We start from the raw sequence: 22,597 nt of genomic DNA on the forward strand, positions 1-22,597 counted from the left end.
AAAAAAGGGGGGCACATGCCCCCCCGAGGTTTAAAGCGGTCAATCGAGGCTGTTAACTCAGCCTTCGATCTCGATCAGGATTTCGCCCGGGTTCACCCGGTCGCCCTTGGCCACGTGGATGGCGGTGACTTTGCCGGCGATGGCCGATTGGACTTCGGTTTCCATCTTCATCGCTTCGGTGATCAGCACGGCCTGGCCGGCTTTCACGGTGTCGCCTTCCTTGACCAGCACGTCGACGATGTTGCCCGGCATGGTGGTGCTGACGTGGCCCGGTGCAGTGGCTTGCTTGCGCTTGCTGCTGCCGCCGCTGACGAATTCGTTGAGCGGTTCGAACACCACTTCTTCCGGCATGCCGTCGATAGACAGGTAGAAGTGACGCTTGCCTTCAGCCTTGACGCCGACACCGGTGATGTCGACGCGGTAGGTTTCGCCGTGGACGTCGATGACAAACTCGGTCGGCACACCTTCGCCACCGGCCGAGGTCACGCCGCCGGCTTCAGGAATCGGTAGCAGCACTTCAGGCGTCAGGGTGCCGGCGGCGCGTTCTTCGAGGAACTTGCGACCGATGTCCGGGAACATGGCGTAGGTCAGCACGTCTTCTTCAGACTTGGCCACCGTGCCGATTTCGGCACGCAGTTTGGTCATTTCCGGCTTGAGCAGGTCGGCCGGACGCACGTCGATCACTTCTTCGCTGCCGATGGCCTGGCGACGCAGTTTTTCGTTCACGGTGCCTGGCGCCTTGCCGTAGCCGCCCTGCAGGTAGAGCTTCACTTCGTTGGTGATGGTCTTGTAGCGCTCGCCGGCCAGCACGTTGAAGAACGCCTGGGTGCCGACGATCTGCGAGGTCGGGGTCACCAGCGGTGGGAAGCCGAGGTCTTCACGAACGCGCGGGATTTCGGCCAGCACTTCGCTCATGCGGTTCAGGGCGCCCTGCTCTTTCAACTGGTTGGCCAGGTTGGAAATCATCCCGCCCGGTACCTGGTTGACTTGAACGCGGGTGTCGACAACGGTGAACTCGCTTTCAAACTGATGGTACTTCTTGCGCACTGCGTAAAAGTACAGGCCGATCTCTTGCAGCAGTTCAAGGTTCAGGCCGGTGTCGAACTCGCTGCCTTTAAGGGCGGCAACCATCGACTCGGTGCCCGGGTGGCTGGTCCCCCAGGCGAAGCTGGAGATCGCGGTATCGATGTGGTCGGCACCGTTTTCGATGGCCTTGAGTTGGCACATCGCAGCCAAACCAGCGGTGTCGTGCGAGTGAATGAACACTGGCAGCGATTGCTCGGATTTCAATGCCTTGACCAGTTCGCCGGTGGCGTACGGAGTCAGCAGGCCAGCCATGTCCTTGATCGCCACCGAGTCGCAACCCATGGCTTCCATTTGCTTGGCTTGCGCCACGAATGCCTCGATGGTGTGCACCGGGCTGGTGGTGTAGGCGATGGTGCCTTGAGCGTGTTTGCCGGCGGCTTTCACCGCTTCGATGGCAACGCGCAGGTTACGCACGTCGTTCATGGCGTCGAAGATGCGGAACACATCGATGCCGTTGACCGCGGCCTTGGCGACAAAGGCTTTGACCACATCGTCGCTGTAGTGGCGGTAGCCCAGCAGATTCTGGCCACGCAGGAGCATTTGCAGGCGAGTGTTAGGCAACGCCGCGCGCAGTTGGCGCAGACGCTCCCACGGGTCTTCCTTGAGAAAACGTACGCAGGCGTCGAAGGTCGCACCGCCCCAGACTTCCAGCGACCAGTAGCCGACTTTGTCGAGCTTGTCGCAGATCGGCAGCATGTCTTCGGTGCGCATGCGGGTCGCGAGCAGCGATTGGTGGGCGTCGCGCAGGATTGTGTCGGTAACGTAGATTTGTTTGCTCATTGTTCTATTCCTCACAGGCCTGCGTGGGCGGCGATGGCGGCGGCGATGGCCAGGGCCAGCTCTTCGGGTTTGCGCTTGATCGAGTAGTTGGTCAGTTCAGGGTGGCTTTCAACGAAGCTGGTGTTGAACTGGCCGCTACGGAATTCCGGGTTACGCAGGATTTCCTGGTAGTACGCGGCGGTGGTCTTGACCCCTTGCAGACGCATGTCGTCGAGGGCGCGCAAGCCACGGTCCATCGCCTCTTCCCAGGTCAACGCCCAGACCACCAGTTTCAGGCACATGGAGTCGTAGAACGGTGGAATGGTGTAACCGGTATAGATCGCCGTGTCGGTGCGCACGCCGGGGCCGCCGGGTGCGTAGTAACGGGTTATCTTGCCGAAACTCGGCAGGAAGTTGTTTTTCGGGTCTTCGGCGTTGATCCGGAATTGCAGCGCGAAACCGCGGTGCTGGATGTCTTCCTGCTTCACCGAAAGCGGCAGACCGGAGGCAATGCGGATCTGCTCGCGAACGATGTCGATGCCAGTGATTTCTTCGGTGATGGTGTGCTCCACCTGCACCCGGGTATTCATCTCCATGAAGTACACCTCGCCCTCGGCGAGCAGGAACTCCACGGTACCGGCGTTCTCATAACCCACGGCCTTGGCTGCACGCACCGACAGGTCGCCGATGTAGGCGCGCTGTTCAGGGGTCAGCTGCGGGCTTGGGGCGATCTCGATGAGCTTCTGGTTGCGGCGCTGGATCGAGCAGTCACGCTCGAACAGGTGCACCACGTTGCCGAAGCTGTCGCCGAGGATCTGCGCTTCGATGTGTTTCGGATTGACGATGCATTTTTCGAGGAACACTTCCGCCGAACCGAAAGCCTTGGTGGCTTCGGAAATGACTCGCGGGAATGCTTGTTCAAGTTCTTCCCGGCTGTCGCAGCGACGGATACCACGGCCACCACCACCGGAAGTCGCCTTGAGCATCACCGGATAACCGATGCGGTCGCCTTCGATCAAGGCTTCCGCAATATCCGCGACGTTGCCTTCGGTCCCCGGGGTGACGGGTACGCCAGCCTTGATCATGCTGCGACGGGCTTCGGTCTTGTCGCCCATGCGGCGAATCACTTCAGCCGATGGACCGATGAACTTGATGCCGCGCTCGGCGCAGATATCTGCCAGTTCAGCGTTTTCCGAGAGGAAACCGTAGCCGGGGTGCAGCGCATCGCAACCGGTTTCTACCGCCAGATTCACCAGCTTGCGCGCATTCAGGTAGCCGGCCAGTGGCTCGGCACCGATGCTGTGGGCCTCGTCCGCACGCTTCACATGCAGCGCATGGCGGTCGGCGTCGGAATAGATCGCGACCGAGCGAATGCCCATCTCGGCGCAGGCACGTACGATTCGTACGGCAATCTCACCACGGTTGGCGATCAGGATCTTTTTTATCACTTGGAGGTTCCCTTGAGCCGGTGGTACCCACGACCTGCTAAACCAGGTCGACGCGTGACTAAATGTTTCGATTTAGTCGCAGCCCCACACTAGCCCCCACAAGGGATTAACAAAAATGATTAATAATTGGGTCAGACATAAGTAAAGACTTATAGTTGATGCATCAGCCTGCGGTGAGAGTGCCTATAAAATGCGTAAGTCCTTGATGCGTATGACATTGCGTCAATTGCAGATCTTCAATGAGGTCTGTGATTTGCGGTCATACAGCCGCGCAGCCGACGAAATGTCTCTCACACAACCTGCCGTGAGCCTACAGATTCGTCAACTTGAGGAGCTGATTGGTCAACCTTTGTTCGATTACGTCGGTAAAAAGCTCTACATGACCGAGGCAGCCGAAGCCCTTCAACGCGCCAGCCGGGACATTTTCGGACGCCTGGAAAACCTCGACATGCAGCTTTCAGACATGCAGGGATCGCTGCAAGGTCAGCTGAAACTGGCGGTCGAGTCCAGCGCCAAGTATTTCGTTCCGCATCTGTTTGCCGCGTTCAAGCGCCAGCATCCAGAAGTGAACCTGCACCTGACGGTGGTTAACCGCGGACAAGTGATTCGACGCCTTTCGGACAACCGCGATGACTTGGTGATCATGTCGATGGTGCCACAAGATATGGGACTGGAATTTCTGCCGTTTCTCAATAATCCAATCGTGGCCGTGGCGCCGCCGGATCATCCGCTGTCCCATATGGGACCGCTGCGCTTGCAGGATCTGGAGCCTTATACGTTGCTATTGCGTGAACCGGGTTCCGGTACGCGACTGGCTTGCGAGGAGTATTTCAAGGAGAAGCGCGTGCACTTCACGCAGACCCAAGAGGTGGCGTCGGCCGAAGCCCAGCGTGAATGCGTACGGGCGGGTCTGGGCCTGGCGCTATTGACGCGCCACGCCCTGAACCTTGAGTTGGCGACCGGCGCACTCATAGAGCTGCCGGTCGAAGAGCTGCCGTTGTACCGCAGCTGGTGCCTGGTGCAAGCCAAGGCGAAACGGCTGTCACCCGTGGCGCACGCATTCCTTGCGTTTATTCGCAGTGAGCGGGTGCAGATCAGCGCGCTGGTTGAGCGTTTCGACGGGAAGTTGCTGGCGCTGCCTGCCAGTAGTTGAGTTCCAGATCATCAGGAAAATCGCCGATTTCGGCCAGAAGCTGGCGGCGTTCGCAGCGATCTTCGATAGCGCGGCGAAACTCCATGCGGCGCTGGTCTTCCTGCTGACGACGGGTTCTGGCGGCGCTGTTGCGTTCTTCGTAGGGCTGGGCCATTTCGAGTCTCCCAAGGCGATTACGGGAGTTTCAAGATAGGCGCGAGGGATGACGGTTTGGCGGCGGGCGGGTTACAGAACGATGAACCTCACCGGCTGACTGCGAACCTGTGGTGAGGGAGCTTGCTCCCGCTGGGTCGCGAAGCGGCCCTAAGATTTTGCGACTGCTGCGCAGCTGAGCGGGACGGTGCGGCGATCCGACAAGCTCCCTCGCCACAATTCCAGCCAGAATCAATCGTCCAGCGCTTTTACCGACTTGGGCGACAGCCGCAAGCTGCGCAGGCTGCGCTTGACGCTCTTGAGGTGATTGACCAGGCTCGGCCCGCGCGCCATGGCCACGCCCATCGCCAACACGTCGATCACCACCAGGTGGGCGATGCGCGACGTCAGCGGCGTGTAGATTTCGGTGTCTTCGTGCACATCGATCGCCAGGTTGACGGTCGACAGCTCAGCCAACGGCGTCTGGCTCGGGCACAAGGTGATCAGCGAAGCGCCGCTCTCGCGCACCAGGTTGGCAGTGATCAACAAATCTTTGGAACGGCCGGACTGGGAAATACAGATCGCCACGTCGGTCGGTTTCAACGTCACCGCTGACATCGCCTGCATGTGCGGGTCGGAATACGCCGCCGCCGTCAGTAACAAACGGAAGAACTTGTGCTGGGCATCGGCCGCCACTGCACCCGAAGCACCAAAGCCATAAAACTCGACCCGCTGGGCCTGAGACATGAGCGACACCGCCCGCTGCAACTCCACCGGATCGAGCTTCTCGCGAACTTCCATCAGGGTGTGCAGGGTAGTGTCGAAGATTTTCAGGCTGTAGTCAGCGACCGAATCGTCTTCATGAATCGCAAACTGCCCGAAGCTCGCGCCGGCAGCCAGGCTCTGTGCCAGCTTCAGCTTCAAGTCCTGGAAACCGGAGCAACCGATGGCCCGGCAGAACCGCACGATGGTCGGTTCGCTGATGCCCACGTTGTGGGCCAGGTCGGCCATGGAGCTGTGCATCACCGCCGCAGGATCAAGCAGCACGTGGTCGGCGACCTTGAGCTCCGACTTGCGTAAGAGGTGGCGTGACTGGGCGATGTGTTGCAGCAGATTCAAAGGGCTGGACTCTTTGTTATTGGCAGATGCCGGGGATGTAGCAAGCTTGTAGTTATACTACATGAATCGGCTTTTTGCCTGCTCAATGCGTAACTCGATGTCCCCATTCCACGCCACATGCGCTCCATGTAGCCCCCGAGACCCTGTAGCAGCTGCCGAAGGCTGCGTTCGGCGGCGCAGCCGTCGTAAAACCTGAGAACCGGACTATCCGGTAACCGCGTAACGCCCATTCACGACGGCTGCGCCGCCGAACGCAGCCTTCGGCAGCTGCTACAAGGAATTTGTGTCCTGACGTAAAAGTGCAGCCAGGCCATCAGCCTCGACCGGACGACTGATGAGATAGCCCTGCACTTCATCGCAGTGCTCGGCTTTCAAAAACTCCAACTGCTCTGCCTGCTCCACCCCTTCAGCCACTACTTTCAACGACAAGCCGTGCGCCATGGCAATAATCGCCCGGGTGATCGCCGCGTCCTCGCTGCCCTCCCCCAGACCGCGGATAAATGCCTGATCGATTTTCACGTAATCCACCGGGATGCGTTTGAGGTAGCTCAGGGACGAATACCCGGTGCCAAAGTCGTCAATCGCCAACTTAACCCCCAAATTCCGCAATTGCTGGAAGGTCGCGATGATGTGCTCGACGCTGTCCAGCAACTGACTTTCAGTGAGTTCCAGCTCGAGGTAGTGCGGCGCCAGACCGGTTTCTTCCAGCACCTGACGCACCAGGCTGACCAGTTTGCCCTGACGCAATTGATGCACCGACAGATTGACCGATACTCGAATCGGCGCAAGTCCCTGACGCTGCCACTCACAGGCTTGCCAGCAAGCCTGACGCAGCACGAACTCGCCGATCGGGCCGATCAACCCGGTTTCCTCGGCCAGGCCAATGAAGTCCCCCGGCGGCACACGGCCCATGGTCGGGTGATCCCAGCGCACCAGCGCCTCGGCGGCATTCAACCGACCCGTGGCGAGGCACAACTTCGGTTGGTAAAACACCTTCAACTGCTTCTCTTCGATGGCCTTACGCAGCTGATTTTCCAGCTGCAAACGCTCCAGCGTGCTGGCTTGCAGGCTGTCGGTGTAGAACTGGAAGTTATTTCCGCCCAGGTGCTTGGCGTGCTGCATGGCCATATTCGACTGACTGACCAGCGCGGAAATTTCTCGCGCGTTGTCCGGCAACAGACTGATGCCCATGGACGCGCTAATAACCAGCTCATGGCCCTCGACAGTGATCGGCAAGCGCAGCTTGGTCGACAGTCGGGTCGCCACCCGCGCCAGGCTCGACAGGTTGCCGTAGGCATTGAACAACACGGCAAACTCATCGCCGGATAAGCGAGCGATGGTGTCTGCTTCAGGCAACGCATTGACCAGCCGCCGGGCGATTTTCTGCAAGAGTTGGTCGGCGATTTCATGGCCAAGGCTGTCATTGAGCAGCTTGAAGCGATCCAGATTGATGTGCAGCAACGCCAGACTGCGATAGCCGCCCTGGCGCACCCGCTGATGAGCCTCACTTAGTCGTTCGCGGAACAGAGAACGGTTAGCCAGCCCCGTCAATTCGTCGTAATGCGTCAGGTAACGCATGCGCTCTTCAGATTCGCGCCGAGCCGATAGATCGGCGAAGAAACCCACGATATGGCTCACATTTCCCCGAGCATCGCGCACAGCGTTTAGTTGCAACCATTGCGGATACAACTCGCCGTTCTTGCGGGTTTCTACCAGCTCGCCCTGCCAACTGCCGTGCTGCTCCAGCGCCTGATGAATCGCCGCGTAGTGCCGGCGGGCATCGCGGCTGCACGGCAACTCGACCACGTTGCGTCCGATCATGTCTTCAATGTCATAGCCGGTGACTCGGCTGAAGGCCTGATTGACCGCGATCAGTGCGTAGTTCGGATCGAAAATCACGATGCCTTCGCTGGCCGCCTCGAACACGGTCGCGGCCAGTTGTCGCTGCGCCTCCAGACCTTTGCTAACGCTGATGTCGCGACGGGTGCCGACCATACGGATCACCCGGCCATTTTCGCCGCGCTCAACCGCTCGACCTCGGTCCTCGATCCAGACCCAATGGCCATCGCCGTGGCGCACGCGGTACTCAATCTGGTAATCCTCGCTGCGGCCCTTCAAATGCTCGACCAGCGCGCGCTTGAGTGACGGCAAGTCATCGGGGTGCAGGCGCGGCTTGAGGTGGCGAAGCATCGCCGTCACGAATTCCGGCTCCAGGCCGAACAGCTCCTGAAGCTGGGTGTGGTGGACTTCGTCGGTTTGCAGGTTCCAGTCCCACAAGCCCAATTCACTGGCCTTCAACGCCAGCGCCAGACGCGCTTCACTCTTGCTCAGGGCCTGATTGGCGGCGTCCAGCTCCAGGCTGCGCTGGGCAACACGGCTTTCCAGCTCGATCTGAATTTGCCGCAGCTCGTCTTCGGCACGACGACGCTGATCGATTTCCTTGCCCAGCTTTTGATTGAGCTGATCGCTGCAGCTTTGAGCCTGCTGCAAGTGCTCGATCAGTGCCTGATTCTGAAAGCGCCGCAACAGTCCGCTATCGATGAGCCGGTTGACCTGCCAGGCGACCACACTCAACGCGCCCAGTAAAATCAGGCCGAACCAGCCCCAGCCTTGACCTTGCTCATCGCCGCCCCAGAACAGATAGCCGATGGCCGGCAACAGACAGGGCAAGGTAAAGGACAGGAACCCCGGCAGGCTGACCGCGTAGGCAACGCTGGCCGAAAGCGCGGCGGCGCCGATCAGGCCGAACACCCAGGCTTGCTGTATGAAGTTATCGGCAGGTACCAGCGCAATGCCGGCGCCGGCCAGGGTCAGGCCGGTCATGGCCGAACCCAGCAAAAACATGCGGCGCCAGATCGGATGGGCCTGACGGTTGGGTATCGCCGAATCGAAGGCCGCGACTTGAATCACCCGCAACGCCACCAGCGACAACAGCCACACCAGCCAGACGCTGACCAGGAAGTAACGCTGCGGACTCCAAAGCAAGCCAGCGCAGACCAGACCATTGATCAACATGAATAATGTGGGCAGCAACGAGCCCTGATAAAGCAGACGCGTGCGTTCGACCGCCATTTCCAAGGCGTACTGTTTGCGGATAACCCGGGGCTCCACAACGGGGCCCGACAGGTCGGTGCTGAGGGTCATAGGCAATGTTCTTGTTCTTATAATGGTGAGCATGAGCCCGAAACGTCGACGGAGCATACACAAGCAAGGGCCTGGACCAAACTGCCCCAAGTTATAAAGTAGACCAAAGTCTCGACTGCTTGCACCCCTGTAAAAGCAGCCAAGCAAGCCCCGCCAACGCTTGCAGCCAGTGACCGACCGGTCGTCCTGCACCTATCTTTCATCGGCTAAAGCAATGCGGGGTTTGCCCGGTGTGACGCCGCCCCCTAGAATGCCCCGATGCGCGATGATCTCTCCCTTCTGCTGAACTCCCTCAACGATGCCCAACGCCAGGCCGTAGCTGCCTCCGTGGGTCGTCAGTTGGTCCTGGCCGGTGCTGGTTCCGGTAAAACCCGAGTGCTGGTGCACCGTATCGCCTGGTTGATCCAGGTCGAAAACGCCTCGCCCCACTCGATCCTGTCGGTGACCTTCACCAATAAGGCCGCTGCCGAGATGCGTCATCGCATCGAGCAGCTGATGGGTATCAACCCGGCCGGCATGTGGGTCGGCACCTTCCACGGCCTGGCGCACCGCTTGTTGCGGGCGCACTGGCAGGAAGCCGGCCTGAGCCAGACGTTCCAGATTCTCGACAGCGACGACCAGCAACGGCTGGTCAAGCGGGTGATCCGCGAGCTGGGCCTGGACGAACAACGCTGGCCGGCCCGTCAGGCCCAGTGGTTCATCAACGGGCAGAAAGACGAAGGTCTGCGTCCGCAACACATTCAAGCCAGCGGCGACCTGTTCCTGGCGACCATGCGCAGCATTTATGAGGCCTACGAGGCTGCTTGCCTGCGCGCAGGCGTGATCGACTTCTCTGAATTGCTGCTGCGCGCCCTCGATCTGTGGCGCGATCATCCGGGTCTGTTGGCGCACTATCAAAAGCGCTTCCGGCACATTTTGGTGGACGAGTTCCAGGACACCAACGCCGTGCAGTACGCCTGGTTGCGTCTGCTGGCCAAGGGCGGCGACAGCCTGATGGTGGTCGGCGACGACGATCAGTCGATCTACGGCTGGCGCGGCGCGAAAATCGAGAACATTTATCAGTATTCCGACGATTTTCCGGATGCTGAAACCATTCGTCTGGAGCAGAACTACCGCTCCACCGCCGGCATCCTTAAAGCGGCCAACGCTCTGATCGCCAATAATACCGGGCGCATGGGCAAAGAGCTGTGGACCGACGGCGGCGAAGGCGAAGCGATCAATCTGTACGCCGCGTTCAACGAACACGATGAAGCACGCTACGTGGTGGAAACCATCGAAAACGCGCTGAAAACCGGCTTGGCCCGCAGTGATATCGCGATTTTGTACCGCTCCAACGCCCAATCGCGCGTTTTGGAGGAAGCCTTGCTGCGCGAGCGCATTCCGTACCGCATCTATGGCGGTCAGCGCTTCTTCGAACGGGCAGAAATCAAAAACGCCATGGCCTACCTGCGCTTGTTGGAAGGTCGCGGCAACGATGCAGCGCTGGAACGGGTGATCAACGTTCCGGCCCGTGGTATCGGTGAGAAAACCGTTGAAGCGATCCGCGACCATGCCCGTCACAGCGATGTGTCGATGTGGGAAGCCATGCGCCTGCTGGTGGCCAATAAAGGCCTGACCGGTCGTGCCGCCGGCGCGCTGGGCGCATTTATTGAGCTGATCGAGAACCTCGCCGCCAAGTGCATGGAGATGCCGCTGCACCTGATGACCCAGACCGTCATCGAGCAGTCCGGGCTGATCGCCTATCACGAAGCGGAAAAAGGCGAGAAAGGCCAGGCTCGGGTAGAAAACCTTGAGGAACTGGTCAGCGCCGCGCGTAACTTTGAAAACGCTGAAGAAGATGAAGACCTGTCGCCACTGTCAGCGTTCCTCGGCCATGCGTCGCTGGAAGCCGGCGACACTCAGGCAGACGAGCACGAAGACAGCATTCAGCTGATGACCTTGCACAGCGCCAAGGGTCTGGAATTCCCTTATGTGTTCCTGGTGGGCATGGAAGAAGGCCTGTTCCCGCACAAGATGAGCCTTGAAGAACCGGGTCGTCTTGAAGAGGAGCGCCGTTTGGCCTACGTCGGTATCACCCGGGCCATGCAAAACCTGGTGATGACCTATGCTGAAACCCGACGCCTGTACGGCAGCGAAACCTACAACAAGGTCTCGCGTTTCGTACGTGAAGTGCCGAAAGGCCTGATCCAGGAAGTGCGGCTGTCCAACAGCGTCAGCCGTCCATTCGGTGGCGGTCAGCAGCAGAGCTCCAGCAGTCTGTTTGGCGGTAGCGAGATTCCGGATACCGGGTTCAGCCTCGGCCAGGCCGTGCGACATTCGGTATTCGGCGATGGTGTGATCCTGAACTTCGAAGGCGCCGGGGCTCAGGCTCGGGTGCAGGTGAACTTCAGCGAAGGCAGCAAGTGGCTGATGCTGGGTTACGCAAAGCTCGAAGCTATTTAATAGCTATCTGATTAGCTTTTCTGTGGGAGCGAGCCTGCTCGCGAATGGACGCGCCTCGGTTTGCCTGATAAACCGAGGCGTGGCAATCGCGAGCAGGCTCGCTCCCACAGGGCTTTGTGTTGAACCTACCTCAACAGGTTATCTGTAAAGGCGCGAAATAATGGGCTCAGGCTTCTTTTCTTCCTGGACATTCTGGGCCCTGTTGTCGGCGGCATTTGCTGCCATGACCGCGATCTTCGCCAAAATCGGCATCGAAAACGTCAACTCCGACTTCGCCACCCTACTGCGTACCGTGGTGGTTTTGGTCAGTCTGGCCTTGATTTTGTACGCCACGGGCCAATATCAGTCATTAGGATCGATCTCTGCCAGGAGCTACCTGTTCCTGCTGCTGTCGGGACTGGCCACCGGTGCCTCGTGGATCTGCTACTTCCGCGCACTGAAACTGGGGCCGGCCTCGCTGGTCGCTCCGGTGGACAAGCTCAGCGTGGTGCTGGTGGCGGTGCTCGGCGTGATCCTGCTGGGCGAAAAACTCGACCTGCGCCAATGGGGCGGAATCGGCCTGATAACGGCCGGTGTGGTCATGCTGGCGCTGCGACGCTAGACACCCTTCCTACAGAACTAATCCACTCGTCCTACGAACCAAAGTTAACAGGCCTTATTGCGCTGACTGAAGCTGAACGCAACCTGTCAGGCAAAAGCCCGAAACACTCTGCCGCTAGCCAGTAACACTTCAGCTGTGCAACATGGCGCGCGTGCCATCCACAAATGGGAATTCCCTTTATGAAACGTTTTCTTAGCATCGCCATGGCGTTGTGCATCGGCCTGACGATGAGCCTGGACGCCAACGCCAAGCGCTTTGGTGGCGGCAAAAGCGTCGGCGCTGCGCCGACCCACCAGACCAGCCAAATGGCGCCTTCTTCTGCCGCGGGCGGTGCTGCCGCCACTGCCGGTGCCGCCACTGCCGGTGCGGCCGGTGCCGCGGGCGCTGCCGCCAAAGCTGGCGGTGCTTCGCGCTGGCTCGGCCCTCTAGCCGGTATCGCGGCCGGTGGCCTGCTGGCCTCCATGTTCATGGGCGGCGGCTTCCAGGGCATGCAGATCTTCGACATCCTGATCATGGCCGTCATCGCCTTCCTGATCTTCCGCTTCATCGCCGCTCGTCGACGCAAGCAGCAGGAGCACCTGGCTCCGGCGGGCCACGCGCCGATGCAGCGTGAAGCGTTCGAACAGAAGCCTGCTGGCGGTTCGATCTTTGGCGGTTCGGCAGCACCGGTTGCCGCTCGTCCGGTAATCAATGCACCGGCCTGGTTCAATGAGAAGAACTTCATTGAAGCGGCTCGCAACCACTTCCAGTCCTTGCAGCAGCACTGGGACGCCAACGAAATGGACAAGATCGCCGAGTTCGTGACCCCGCAAATGCTGGAGTTCCTAAAACGCGAACGTGCCGATCTGGGCGACGGTTTTCAGTCCACCTACATTGATAACCTCAATGTTCAACTGGACGGCGTGGATGACCGTGCCGACAAGACCATCGCCACCCTGACCTTCACCGGTGTGTCGAAGACCTCGCGCTTCGACCAGGGCGAAGTGTTCAGCGAAAGCTGGAACATGGAACGTCCGCAGGGCGAGAACCAGCCTTGGCTGGTCGCCGGTATCCGCCAGAACGGCTGATACTTCCCGGTTCTGTCTGGAAGGTGCCGAGCTAAGATCAGACAAGGCAAAAACAGGCGAGGAACGGCTGGGGTCGCACCCGACTTGACTTTAGTCAATGAGCATTCCGAGCCTGTTTTTAACGCAGTATGATCGACGCGCAGGCACGTTCCAGACAGAACCTAGCATGCTGTAATGAAAACCCCGGCCTCGGCCGTAATGCTGTTCACTTAAGCATTTGAGTCCTAGCTGGGCTTATCCGAAAATCCGATGCCAGACCTCTGGCATCGGATTTTTTATGTCTGTTCAACAGGACCTGCTCGACCTCGGCGACCTTTTCAACTTCTGCGACCTGAGCACCTTTACCCAAAACATCCCCATTGAGTGGGTAGCCTCTGCGCTGGATCTTTCCAGTCAGGCCACCATTCGCCGACGTCGCTTGCCTGCTGACCAGGTGCTTTGGCTGGTGCTCGGCATGGCGCTGTTTCGTGACGAACCCGTTCACGAGGTGGCCAGACGCTTGAACATTTGCGCCCAAGGCCTGGCCTCCGACCACCTGTTGGCCCGTAGCGGTGTAACCGAAGCTCGAAAGCGGCTCGGCGCCGATCCTGTTGAGTGGTTGTTCCGCAAGACGGGTACCCAATGGGGTGCAGAGCGCTATAGCGGTGACGCCTGGCACGATCTGCAGGTGTTCGCGGTAGACGGTGCGCTCTTGCGCACTGCGGATACGCCCGAGCTTCGGGATCACTTCGGCTCGGGAAATACTTCGACCGACCGCCAGACACCGTTTCCCATGATGCGTCTTGTGGCGTTGATGAATGTACGCTCGCACTTGATTCTGGATGCGCAATTGAGTCCCTACCGGCGCAGTGAAATGCGCTTGGCCGATGAGTTCCTGCAACAGATCCCCAACCACTCGGTGACGCTGTTCGATAAAGGGTTCTGGGGGGCTGAAATGCTGTCGAGCCTGAGCAAAGCCGGGATCAACCGTCATTGGTTGATCCCGGCCAAAAAAGGCATGGTCTGTGAGGAAGTGGCCCGTTACGGCCAGCACGACCGTTTGGTGCGCATGAAAGTCTCGCCGCAGGCTAGAAAGCGCATTCCGACTCTTCCAACGCACTGGGAAGCCCGCGAAGTCAGCTATGAAATTCAAGGCAAGCTAAAAACCGTCATGACGTCGTTGCCGGCCGATACCTACAACACCAAGGCGGTTGCCAGGCTTTATCAGGAGCGCTGGGAAATTGAATTGGGCTTCAGGGACATCAAGAGCTCGATGCAACAGAACGCAGTGACCTTGCGCAGCAAAAAAGTCGATCTGGTCTATCAGGAGGTATGGGGACTCTTGCTGGCTTACAACGTAATTCGTCGGGAAGCCAGTCAGGCGGCGGTGGCGTTTGGTCGAGCGCCATCGGACATCCGTTTCAAACCGGCCTGCCAGTACATCGCAGTCCAACTGATCGTCATGGCAGCGGCTAACCCGGTTTCAGCGACCGGGAGACGATTGGCAGAGTTGAGGGCAGGTATCGGAGGATTGTTTCTGGACCACCGCCCCAGGCCTTCGAGGCCAAGGACGGTGAAGATCTCAAAGACCCGGTTTCCAGTGGACCGTAAGGCTGCTCCGCTTAAGTGAACAGCATTACGGCCTCGGCCGGGGTTTTCTATTTCGCAGTTGCATCTATAGCGAGCTACTGTATAAACCGGCCCATATAAACCGCGCCATCAAGCAAGAGGATCCCGGACGTGGAAGAAATCATCGAACAACTGCGTGAAGCCAACGAACCGGTACCGGTCCCCTTGGAGTTGCCCGACGAAGATCAACTGGTGGAAATCGAAGAACAGCTGTTCATCGACATTCCGTTTGTCTTCAGAGAGTTTTTGCTGACCGTCAGCGACGTCGTCTACGGCAGCCTGGAGCCGGTGACCGTTACCGACCCGCAATCCCACACCTACCTGCCGGACGTTGCCGCCAACGCCTGGGATGCGGGTGTTGATCGCAGCATGATTCCAATCTGCCAGGACGGTGACAACTACTACCTGGTCGAAGAAGACGGCACCGTGGTGTTGTGGTTGGCCGAAGAAGAGCTGATTGCCGAAGAAACCTGGGAATCGGTGTGGCACTGGGCGCGGGACGTCTGGCTGGAAAGCTAAGACGCCTCAACTTTGTAGCAGCTGGCGCAGCCTGCGTTCGGCTGCGAAGCGGCCGCAATATCAGGCAACGAGGTGTTTCAGGAAAACGAGTCATCCGGGTTTACGACTGCTGCGCAGTCGAACGCAGCCTTCGGCAGCTGCTACAGAGGTCTCAGTGGCTTGAGGAGTCCTTGTGGTTGTCCAATGTTTCGAGCAACGCCACCTGCATCCGCGTGTGCACGCGGATGAACCAGCGCCAGAGCAGCGCCGCTACAGCGGCCGCGACGACGACGATCAGCACCAGCAACTTGTTGGTCGGCAGAATACTGGCCGACAAGGCTGCCAACAGCAGGAAAATCACCAACAGCGAGAGGATCGGGATCACTTCGGCGATTACCCGACGCACTCGCTGCGTGTGGCGGCCGGCCATCTCCGGTTTAACGCCCATCTCCGCCAACAGCATCGAGAGCGCCTTGAGCTTGCGATAGGCGGCGATCAGGAACGGCAGCGACAACAGCAACGCCCCACCCCAGATCAACGCTTTCTGCCAACTCGGGTCACTGATCCAGTCTTGCAGGTAAGCGGACATGCGCTCGGCGAAATAAGCGCCCGAGAAGAAGATCGCAATCACCAGCGCCAGATTGACCCCCACCTGTAACAGAATCCGCCGAATCATCGATGCCAGCAGCGCGCCCTCGCCCTGAGGCTGGATGCTGCGCAGCCATTCGCCATACATCCCCAATACCCTTCCCAGGCGCTGCGGCATCACCGCGGCAAGCTTGATCGACAGCGGATCAGCCGCGCGGATCAGGTAAGGCGTCAGCAACGTGGTGATCACCGAGACGGCCACGGCGACCGGGTAGAGGAAGTTGCTGGTGACCTGCAACGTCATGCCCAACGCGGCGATGATGAAAGAAAATTCGCCAATCTGCGAAAGCCCCATCCCGACGCGAAGTGAGGTGCGTCCATCATTGCCAGCGATAAAGGCACCAAGGCCGCAAGACAACATTTTGCCCAGCACCACGGCCACGGTGATCACCGCAATCGGCCACGCGTATTGCAGCAGAATCATCGGATCGAGCATCAACCCGATGGCGACAAAGAAGATCGCACTGAACAGGTCGCGAACCGGTTCGATTAAGCGCTCGATTTTCAGCAATTGCCGGGATTCAGCCATGATCGCGCCAATCAGGAAGGCGCCGAGCACCATGCTGTACTCAAGTTTGACCACCAGTAAACAGAAGCCGAAACACAGGCCCAACACAGTGATCAGCAGCATTTCATTGCTGTCGAACTTCGCCACGTAGGCCAGTAATCGCGGCACCAGCAGGATGCCGATGACCAGTGCGACGATCATGAACAGTGAGAGCTTGCCGACCGTGGAAAACACTTCGCCGGAACTGACCGTGCCGCTGACCGCGATGCTCGATAGCAACGCGATGATGCCGATGCCAAGGATATCCTCGACGATCAGCACACCAAAAATCAGCTGCGCGAAGCGCTCGTTCTTCATCTTCAGGTCGTTGAGCGCCTTGACGATGATGGTGGTCGAGGAAATCGCCAGGATCGCCCCGAGGAACAATGAGTCCATGGTGTTCCAGTCGAACCACCGGCCGATCTCGTAGCCGATCCAGATCATCAGCACGATTTCCAGGAACGCCGCGATGAACGCCGTGGCGCCGACCTTGAACAGCTTGCGCAGGCTGAACTCCAGACCCAGGCAGAACATCAGGAAAATAACCCCGAGCTCGGCGAGGGTCTTGATGGTTTCTTCATCGTGGATCAGGCTGAACGGCGGGGTGTGCGGACCGATGATGAAGCCGGCGACGATGTAGCCGAGCACCACCGGTTGTTTGAAGCGATGAAACAGCACGGTCACCACACCCGCGATCAACATGATCACTGCCAGGTCTTGAATAAAACTGATGGCATGCATGGTGTGGGCTCCTTGGGTGACATTGCTCAAGCGACAGACGTGGGAAAGGTCTATTCGAGCAAGGTAAAAAATCCACTTTCCGCGTAGGAATTACCCTTGAGAAGGGGCTTTTGAAGGGTAACACCGCGACTTCCGGCAGAAAGGCGGTGCAATATATGGAAACAGATCGATCCGGGCGTGACGGCAGTCACCCACCCGGCGTCCCGATAACTGTTGGTTTGAAAAAGCTGACGAGGCACCCGCAGAGGTGCCGCCCTCCCGAAATTCTGCCTTGAACCGTGAGAACGCTATGGAACCCGGAAACGCACAACTGTCGATGACGGTATTGATGACCCCCGACATGGCCAATTTCTCTGGCAATGTCCACGGCGGGACCTTGCTCAAATACCTCGACGAAGTGGCCTACGCCTGCGCCAGCCGCTATGCGGGCCGCTACGTGGTGACCCTGTCGGTGGACCAGGTGATTTTTCGTGAACCGATCCATGTCGGCGAACTGGTGACCTTTCTGGCCTCGGTGAACTACACCGGCAACACCTCCATGGAGGTGGGCATCAAGGTGGTGACCGAAAACATTCGTGAGCGCTCCGTGCGCCACACCAACAGCTGCTTCTTCACCATGGTCGCGGTGGATGACGACCGCAAACCGGCTGCGGTCCCGCCCCTTCAACCGCAGAACAGCGAAGACAAGCGCCGCTTCATGCAGGCCCAGCAACGTCGGCAGATTCGTCAGGAACTGGAAAAGCGTTATCAGGACATCAAGGGCGACGCCTGATATCGACAAGGTCGCAGCCAGCGCAAAGGCTGCGATTTTTTTCGCGAATGTTGTTACAAACTGATCGCCGTCGCTTCGAACCGCACCCGTGGATGGGCAATCCGGTCCTGAGCCCGCACCAGCTCCAGCTCATAGCTGGCGCAAGCCTGGGTTTCCAGCAGCACTTCATGCACCGCCGATGCTGCGAATTCAAAAGCCGCCACCAAGCTATCGCCCAACAGTACGCGAGCCAGAAACAACCCGGAAGTCAGGTCGCCGACACCCACGGGCTGACGCGGGAACGCCAGCAGCGGACGGCGCAAATGCCAACTGTCTTCGGCCGTCACCAGCAACATCTCAAAAACATCCGCCGGTTTACCGGGATAGTCCAGATGCTTGACCAGCACAGCCTTCGGACCGCGCGCCAGCAACGCTCGCGCCATGGCCAGGCAATCGAACAACGATTGCGGCTTGCGCCCCGAAAAGCTGTCCAGCTCCAGCTGGTTCGGGCACATGAAGTCCGCCACGGCAGCCGCCTCCTCCAGCAGGAAATCGCTGACTTCCGCGGGTACGCTGCACCCCTTCTCCGGATGGCCCATCACCGGGTCACACAGATACAGGGCCTTGGGATTCATCGACTTGATCCGCGCCACACCTGTCAGGATCGCCCGGCCCTGGGCAGCACTGCCGAGATAGCCGGACAACACGGCGTCGCAGTTGCCCAGTTCGCCAATCGCCGCGATGCCTTCGACCAGGTCGGGAATCTGATGCGGCGCCAGCACTTCACCGGCCCACTGGCCGTACTGGGTGTGGTTGGAGAACTGCACCGTATTGAGCGGCCAGACATTCACCCCGACCCGCTGCATCGGGAAAACCGCGGCGCTGTTGCCAGCGTGGCCGAACACCACGTGGGACTGGATGGCGAGCAGATGGGGCGTACGTTTCATGCGGTGAGTTTTCCGTCAAACGATTGAAATTCAAGCCGCGCAGTATGCGACTAAACGCAGCCTGTACGACAGACTGGCGACGCAGTTAAGCTGACACTATCTAGTTGGAGCAACGTGTTGATGCTGACCCTTGGAAATATCTTCGTCCTGATGCTGCTTGCCACCGGTGGCGCGTGGTTATGGCACAACCATGGCTTGCGCGAGCGCGCGCTGGAGCGGGTCAAGCTGCATTGCACAAAGCTCGGAATCGAGCTGCTGGACGGCAACGTGGCCTTGAAGAAGATCACGTTCATTAAAGACGCCAACGGCCGACGGCGCCTCGCCCGTGTGTATAACTTCGAATTCACCGTGACCGGTGAAAGCCGTCACAACGGCACCATCACCCAGTTCGGCGCCCACAGTGCGCAGATTGAGCTGGCGCCCTACCCGATGCCGTTCGACGACACGCCTGCGGTGGCCGATGTAGTGAAACCGCGCGCCGAGGTGATCGAGATGAGTCAGTGGCGGCAAGAACACACTAAATGGCGTCCTTAAGTCAAAAGATCGCAGCCTCTGGCAGCTCCTACATGGGAATCGTATTTCAAATGTAGGAGCTGCCGAAGGTTCGGGCCGCGTTCGGACGATCTTTTGATCTTTAACTCGACCGGCAGTCGGCTAGATCTCTTTGCAATGAATCAACCTCCTGCGGCTCACTGAAAATCAGCTCGATACGCGAATCACGCCGCCATTCGCTGGGCTGCCAGTCCAGCACCGAGTTCTGCAGCGCATTCACCGAAACCCAACCGTCGACGCTGTGGATAACCAGCTTCGCCCGCCACCAGGCAAGGCTTTCAAGCCAACGACCAACAAGTGTCGCATCGAAAATCTGACTCGGATGCCAGCGCCACCCCACGCTCCAGCCGCCGTCCTGCTCCTGGCTCAAGCAAATTGGCAGCGTGGGAGCGGTCCAGATGGCTGGCAGCTGTGCCAATCCTTGGGGCGCGACGAAGTTATCCACACCCGCTACAGCCTGAACCCCAAGCCCTGGTAACTCACTCAATGGCAACGCGGCTTGCTGCGTCCAGTACAACGGACGCGCCGGCAACTGTCCGGCGATTCTCTGGCGATCAGCATCGTCGATATTTTCGGCTTTATTCATCAGCAACAACCCGGCGCTGTTCAGCGCCTCCTGTTGCGCCTTGGGCAGTGGTTTGCCAGCGGCGAGCGCCTGGGCGTCCAGCACCAGCACGCAGGGTTGAACAGCCAACACGCCTTGCCACGGCGCCTCACTCAACTGCCTGAGCAATTGCGCCGGATGTCCCAGCCCGGAGGGCTCGATGAACAGCCGATCCGGCCGCGCCTTGCGCAGCAAACGCCCGAGGCCGATCTGAAACGGCGCACCATTCACGCAACACAAACAGCCCCCGGCCACTTCACCCAGTGCGATACCATCGACGTCCCGGGTCAGCAACGCAGCGTCGAGGCCGATCTGACCGAACTCGTTGATCAGCACCGCCCAACGCTCATTCGCCGGCCGCTGCGCCAGCAGGTGCTTGATCAGGCTGGTCTTGCCGGCACCCAAGGGGCCAGCAATGACGTGAGTGGGAATATTCTGCAACATGGTCGAAATTTTCTGAGGAGGTGAGGATGCGGTTGATGGGATTGTCGTTGCTCCTGGCGCTCACTTCAGGTGAGGCGCTGGCTCAAGCCTGCGTGGTACATAGCACGGCTGCGCGACTCGACGTCAAAGTCTGCCAGCAGAACCGCAACATTCCGGAAAAACTGTTCGCCGATGGTTTCTGCCAGCCGAACCTTCCTGGTCAGAAAGTCGAGGTGCAGTACGTCGATCAATGCCCTACCGGCGCATTCGGCGTGTGCAGCAATGCCCAAGTCGCCAATATGCCTTACCGGCAGGATATTCACTATTACGGCGTGGCCACGGATGCGGCGTATTTGAAGCCGTTTTGCGAAGCCCAGAGCCAGGGAACCTGGCTCAAGCCGTGAGCCGCTAGCTTAGCCAGTCGAGCGTCAAGATCAGCCGCCGCTCACCGAACGCAAGCTGTGGCGACCGGTGAATAAGGCCGAAGCCTTCGTTGCCATGCCATTTCTCGCCTTTGAGCAGCGCGACTTCGCCGCTGGCGATCTGCTCGATCAGCGGACCGTCCTGGGGTTCGGCTTCGGGCTTGCCCAGTTGTCGGCGATCCATCGCACCTTCCTTCAGCCACTGGCTGCCGAGCCCGGAATACGTGGTGATCAACCGCACCGGCACGTGATCCACATGGAAGCGCGGACACATGGCCTTGTCCAGGACCCGCAGGCGCAGGCCGATACGCTTGGCGCCCAGCAAACAGGCGAAAGCACTGACCAGCCAGGAAACGTCGGCGATGAAACCTTCATAACCTTCCAGATCGCCGAAACCTGAGGCCAATCCGTGAAGATTGGGTTCGGTGTCATCGCTGGGCAGTTCCAGGACCAGCGACTCGGCCAACGGCTCGTTCAGTGACAGCAGCAAACTCCCGAAATCAGCGATGTGCGCCGGCAGTTGGCGCTGCCAAACGGCGAGGTTTACACCGTCATCCAGTATTCGGGTCAGCACTTGCGGCGTCTCACCTTGAACCTGATAAATGATCGGCCGCAGTTTCAGACTGGGTGCCAACATCAGGCTGCCACCTCTTCATGCCACGGGCCAAATGGATCTGGCAGTAGTCGCCAGCCCTCGACGCCTAACGCCATTTCAGCGTCCGTCAGCAGGCAATTGTCGAGTTCGGTGGTGAGTTGCGCGAAGTCGATATTCTGGCCGATGAACACCAGTTCCTGGCGACAATCGCCGGTGGTTGCAGTCCAGTTTTCCATGATCCCGGCGGTGCTTTCTTCGTCCTGCGGCCACTGGGTTTTCGGCACGAAACGCCACCAGCGCCCGGCGAAACCATGGCGCATCAATCCGCCGGCCTGGGACCAGCTACCGGCGTCCATGTGCTTGCTGGCCAGCCAGAAGAAACCCTTGGAGCGCAGCAGTCTGCCGTTCACCCACGGGCGGTCGATGAAGCTGAAAAAGCGCTGGGGATGAAACGGTCGGCGTGCTCGGTAGGCTGTCGAGGCGATGCCGTATTCCTCGGTTTCCGGTACGTGTTCGCCACGCAATTCCTGTAACCAGCCCGGCGCCTGGGCGGCCTTTTCGAAATCGAAACGACCGGTATTCAGGATCTTCTCCAAGGGAATTTCGCCCATGACCATCGGGATGATTTCCGCCTGAGCGTTAAGCCGCTCAAGGATCGCGATCAGCTCTTGGCGTTCGCTGCTGCTGATCAAGTCGATCTTGCTGATCAGAATCACGTCGGCGAATTCGATCTGCTCGATCAACAGGTCGGTGATCGAGCGTTCGTCCTCTTCGCCCAAGGTTTCACCACGGGACGCGAGGCTTTCGGCGGCCTGATAGTCGAGTAGGAAGTTCATGCCATCGACCACGGTGACCATGGTGTCGAGCCGGGCGATGTCGGCCAGGCTCTGCCCTTCTTCATCGCGGAAGGTGAAGGTTTCCGCCACGGGCAGCGGCTCGGAAATGCCGGTGGATTCGATCAATAAATAATCAAAGCGGCCCTCCTTGGCGAGTTTGCTCACCTCTTCCAACAAGTCTTCGCGCAAGGTGCAGCAGATGCAGCCATTGCTCATCTCCACCAGTTTTTCTTCCGCGCGGTTCAGGCTGACATCGCGCTGGACTTCGCCGCCATCAATGTTGATTTCGCTCATATCATTGACGATCACGGCGACGCGCAGGTTGTCGCGATTGCGCAGCACATAGTTGAGCAGCGTACTTTTACCAGCGCCGAGAAAGCCCGACAGGACGGTGACGGGGAGACGATTGGGCATCAGATATTCCTCACAGAGATGCCCGGTCGCAATGTCGGGCTTAACTTGATGTTATAGTAT

19 protein-coding genes are annotated in these 22,597 nt (G+C 59.2%); 9 read left to right on the top strand and 10 right to left on the bottom strand.

The features are described from left to right. Nucleotides 1–57: 57 nt before the first annotated feature. Together oadA and ACYZTW_RS00605 are read right to left on the bottom strand one after the other, a co-directional pair. A complete protein-coding gene (gene oadA, locus ACYZTW_RS00600; RefSeq protein ID WP_462003335.1) occupies nucleotides 58–1,866 on the bottom strand; it encodes a sodium-extruding oxaloacetate decarboxylase subunit alpha in 1,809 nt (602 codons plus the stop codon). Nucleotides 1,867–1,877: 11 nt separating this feature from the next. Beyond that, complete coding sequence (locus tag ACYZTW_RS00605; RefSeq protein ID WP_008156643.1) at nucleotides 1,878–3,293, bottom strand: acetyl-CoA carboxylase biotin carboxylase subunit; 1,416 nt, start codon at nucleotides 3,291–3,293, stop codon at nucleotides 1,878–1,880. A 190-nt stretch (nucleotides 3,294–3,483) separates the two neighbouring features. On the opposite strand from ACYZTW_RS00605, the gene ACYZTW_RS00610 reads away from it, so the two are divergent. Continuing rightward, nucleotides 3,484–4,446, top strand: coding sequence for a LysR family transcriptional regulator (locus ACYZTW_RS00610; RefSeq protein ID WP_462003336.1), 963 nt, complete (start codon nucleotides 3,484–3,486; stop codon nucleotides 4,444–4,446). Here the strand turns inward: ACYZTW_RS00610 and ACYZTW_RS00615 are convergent. The 3 genes from ACYZTW_RS00615 to ACYZTW_RS00625 all read right to left on the bottom strand — a co-directional run bounded on the left by ACYZTW_RS00615 (nucleotide 4,388) and on the right by ACYZTW_RS00625 (nucleotide 8,841). Then, entirely contained in the window at nucleotides 4,388–4,600 is a 213-nt protein-coding gene (locus ACYZTW_RS00615; RefSeq protein WP_462003337.1) for a PA3496 family putative envelope integrity protein, read from the bottom strand. The genes ACYZTW_RS00610 and ACYZTW_RS00615 overlap by 59 nt on opposite strands. 230 nt (nucleotides 4,601–4,830) lie before the next feature. After that, nucleotides 4,831–5,697 carry a transcriptional regulator HexR gene (hexR, locus tag ACYZTW_RS00620; RefSeq protein WP_008156648.1) on the bottom strand — a complete coding sequence of 289 codons (867 nt, stop codon included), beginning with the start codon at nucleotides 5,695–5,697 and terminating at the stop codon, nucleotides 4,831–4,833. Between the two features lie 270 nt (nucleotides 5,698–5,967). After that, complete coding sequence (locus ACYZTW_RS00625; protein WP_462003338.1) at nucleotides 5,968–8,841, bottom strand: EAL domain-containing protein; 2,874 nt, start codon at nucleotides 8,839–8,841, stop codon at nucleotides 5,968–5,970. Nucleotides 8,842–9,099: 258 nt separating this feature from the next. On the opposite strand from ACYZTW_RS00625, the gene uvrD reads away from it, so the two are divergent. The 5 genes from uvrD to ACYZTW_RS00650 all read left to right on the top strand — a co-directional run bounded on the left by uvrD (nucleotide 9,100) and on the right by ACYZTW_RS00650 (nucleotide 15,078). After that, nucleotides 9,100–11,283 (top strand): DNA helicase II, encoded by a 2,184-nt coding sequence (gene uvrD, locus ACYZTW_RS00630; RefSeq protein ID WP_462003339.1) that lies wholly within the window; start codon nucleotides 9,100–9,102, stop codon nucleotides 11,281–11,283. Nucleotides 11,284–11,443: 160 nt separating this feature from the next. Beyond that, entirely contained in the window at nucleotides 11,444–11,884 is a 441-nt protein-coding gene (locus ACYZTW_RS00635; RefSeq protein WP_046053914.1) for an EamA family transporter, read from the top strand. Between the two features lie 179 nt (nucleotides 11,885–12,063). Continuing rightward, nucleotides 12,064–12,951, top strand: a complete 888-nt coding sequence (locus tag ACYZTW_RS00640; RefSeq protein WP_462003340.1) for a Tim44 domain-containing protein — start codon at nucleotides 12,064–12,066, stop codon at nucleotides 12,949–12,951. 277 nt (nucleotides 12,952–13,228) lie between these two features. After that, nucleotides 13,229–14,560, top strand: a complete 1,332-nt coding sequence (locus ACYZTW_RS00645; RefSeq protein ID WP_462000820.1) for an IS4 family transposase — start codon at nucleotides 13,229–13,231, stop codon at nucleotides 14,558–14,560. A gap of 110 nt (nucleotides 14,561–14,670) precedes the next feature. Continuing rightward, the gene (locus ACYZTW_RS00650) at nucleotides 14,671–15,078 is read left to right on the top strand and encodes an SMI1/KNR4 family protein (protein ID WP_008156656.1); all 408 of its coding nucleotides are present in this window, start codon (nucleotides 14,671–14,673) and stop codon (nucleotides 15,076–15,078) included. A gap of 151 nt (nucleotides 15,079–15,229) precedes the next feature. Here ACYZTW_RS00650 and ACYZTW_RS00655 read toward each other — a convergent pair whose 3' ends face one another. Further along, entirely contained in the window at nucleotides 15,230–16,993 is a 1,764-nt protein-coding gene (locus tag ACYZTW_RS00655; RefSeq protein ID WP_462003341.1) for a cation:proton antiporter, read from the bottom strand. 289 nt (nucleotides 16,994–17,282) lie between these two features. Between ACYZTW_RS00655 and ACYZTW_RS00660 the strand changes: the two genes are divergently transcribed. After that, a complete protein-coding gene (locus tag ACYZTW_RS00660) occupies nucleotides 17,283–17,765 on the top strand; it encodes an acyl-CoA thioesterase (RefSeq protein WP_074872148.1) in 483 nt (160 codons plus the stop codon). Between the two features lie 53 nt (nucleotides 17,766–17,818). On the opposite strand, the gene pdxY is transcribed toward ACYZTW_RS00660, so the two are convergent. Beyond that, nucleotides 17,819–18,691, bottom strand: coding sequence for a pyridoxal kinase PdxY (pdxY, locus tag ACYZTW_RS00665; protein WP_462003342.1), 873 nt, complete (start codon nucleotides 18,689–18,691; stop codon nucleotides 17,819–17,821). Between the two features lie 120 nt (nucleotides 18,692–18,811). On the opposite strand from pdxY, the gene ACYZTW_RS00670 reads away from it, so the two are divergent. After that, nucleotides 18,812–19,225, top strand: coding sequence for a DUF3301 domain-containing protein (locus ACYZTW_RS00670; RefSeq protein WP_462003343.1), 414 nt, complete (start codon nucleotides 18,812–18,814; stop codon nucleotides 19,223–19,225). Nucleotides 19,226–19,325: 100 nt separating this feature from the next. Here the strand turns inward: ACYZTW_RS00670 and ACYZTW_RS00675 are convergent, their stop codons facing one another. Beyond that, entirely contained in the window at nucleotides 19,326–20,291 is a 966-nt protein-coding gene (locus ACYZTW_RS00675) for a CobW family GTP-binding protein (protein WP_462003344.1), read from the bottom strand. A 26-nt stretch (nucleotides 20,292–20,317) separates the two neighbouring features. On the opposite strand from ACYZTW_RS00675, the gene ACYZTW_RS00680 reads away from it, so the two are divergent. Then, the gene (locus ACYZTW_RS00680) at nucleotides 20,318–20,674 is read left to right on the top strand and encodes a hypothetical protein (protein WP_008156668.1); all 357 of its coding nucleotides are present in this window, start codon (nucleotides 20,318–20,320) and stop codon (nucleotides 20,672–20,674) included. Nucleotides 20,675–20,678: 4 nt separating this feature from the next. Here the strand turns inward: ACYZTW_RS00680 and ACYZTW_RS00685 are convergent, their stop codons facing one another. Continuing rightward, complete coding sequence (locus ACYZTW_RS00685) at nucleotides 20,679–21,329, bottom strand: DUF1826 domain-containing protein (protein ID WP_462003345.1); 651 nt, start codon at nucleotides 21,327–21,329, stop codon at nucleotides 20,679–20,681. After that, nucleotides 21,329–22,537, bottom strand: coding sequence for a zinc metallochaperone GTPase ZigA (gene zigA / locus ACYZTW_RS00690; RefSeq protein WP_462003346.1), 1,209 nt, complete (start codon nucleotides 22,535–22,537; stop codon nucleotides 21,329–21,331). The genes ACYZTW_RS00685 and zigA overlap by 1 nt, the downstream gene beginning before the upstream one ends. Nucleotides 22,538–22,597 lie beyond the last annotated feature (60 nt).

Source organism: Pseudomonas sp. LB3P25, assembly GCF_054897985.1.